This is a genomic window from Mesorhizobium sp. (assembly GCF_004962925.1).
Taxonomy (GTDB): domain Bacteria; phylum Pseudomonadota; class Alphaproteobacteria; order Rhizobiales; family Rhizobiaceae; genus Mesorhizobium.
On the sequence record NZ_SUEO01000401.1, the window covers coordinates 1 to 1,074 of the forward strand.

The window sequence follows — 1,074 nt, forward strand, 5'->3', positions numbered from 1 at the left end:
ATGTAGCAGCTAAGTTAAAATGTCCGGATCTGGCAAAGTAGGAATGTCGCTCCTGCCTTTGCCTTGCCAATCTCCCCGCCTTCGAGGGCGCAGGAGATTGCAGGTTGGGACTGGTTCTGATGAGCGAACGTGAGCTGCAGCGGATCGAGGTTCTCTCGAGGGTTAACGAGCGAAGGATGACCAGTGCCACAGCTGCGGGTTTGCTTGGCGTCTCGGCCAGGCAAGTCCAGCGGCTGATGAAGACGTTTCTGTCTGAAGGTGCGCCGGCCCTTCGCCACAAGGCGCGTGGCCGTCCATCCAACAACCGCATTCTTGATGGCGTTCGCGACTTTGCGCTGGAGCTTATCCGTGAACATTACATCGACTTCGGTCCAACGTTGGCGCGCGAGAAGCTGCTTGAGCGGCACCAGCTTGGGGTAAGCAAGGAGACCTTGCGCAAATGGATGACGGAGGCGGGCATCTGGACGTTGCGGCGGGAGCGCAAGCGGAGGCTGCATCAGCCGCGCGGCCGGCGCGACTGTCTTGGCGAGATGGTGCAGATCGACGGCTCGCATCACTGGTGGTTCGAGGGGCGCGGGCCCAAATGCGCCCTACTCGTCTTTATCGACGACGCGACCGGCCGGCTGTTACATTTGCGCTTTGCCGGGTCGGAGAACACGTTCGACTACTTTCATGCAGCGAAGGCCTATCTCCAGGCATGGGGCAAGCCGCTGGCATTCTACAGTGACAAGCACGGCATCTTCCGCACAACGCACGGCTCTAAGTTGGACCGCGGCAGCGGCCTGACGCAGTTCGGCCGGGCGCTCTACGAGCTCAACATCGACATCATTTGCGCCAACTCCCCACAGGCGAAGGGCCGCGTCGAGCGCGCCAACCAGACGCTGCAGGACCGGCTTGTAAAGGAGATGCGCCTGCGCGGCATCAGCACGATCGAGGCGGCCAATGTCTTTGCGACTGAGTTCATGGCGGACTTCAACGTGCGCTTTGCCAAGGAGCCGCGCAACCCGAAGGACATGCACCGTCCCCTCGCCGCTCATGACAACCTGGACGGCGCCCTGTGCCGCAAGGAGGTCC

General features: G+C 61.5%; 1 protein-coding gene. It reads left to right on the top strand.

Features of this window, described 5'->3' with window-relative positions; genetic code table 11:
* Nucleotides 1–119 precede the first annotated feature (119 nt).
* The coding region (locus E5W87_RS35375; RefSeq protein ID WP_292408587.1) for an ISNCY family transposase at nucleotides 120–1,074 on the top strand (955 nt) is incomplete at its 3' end.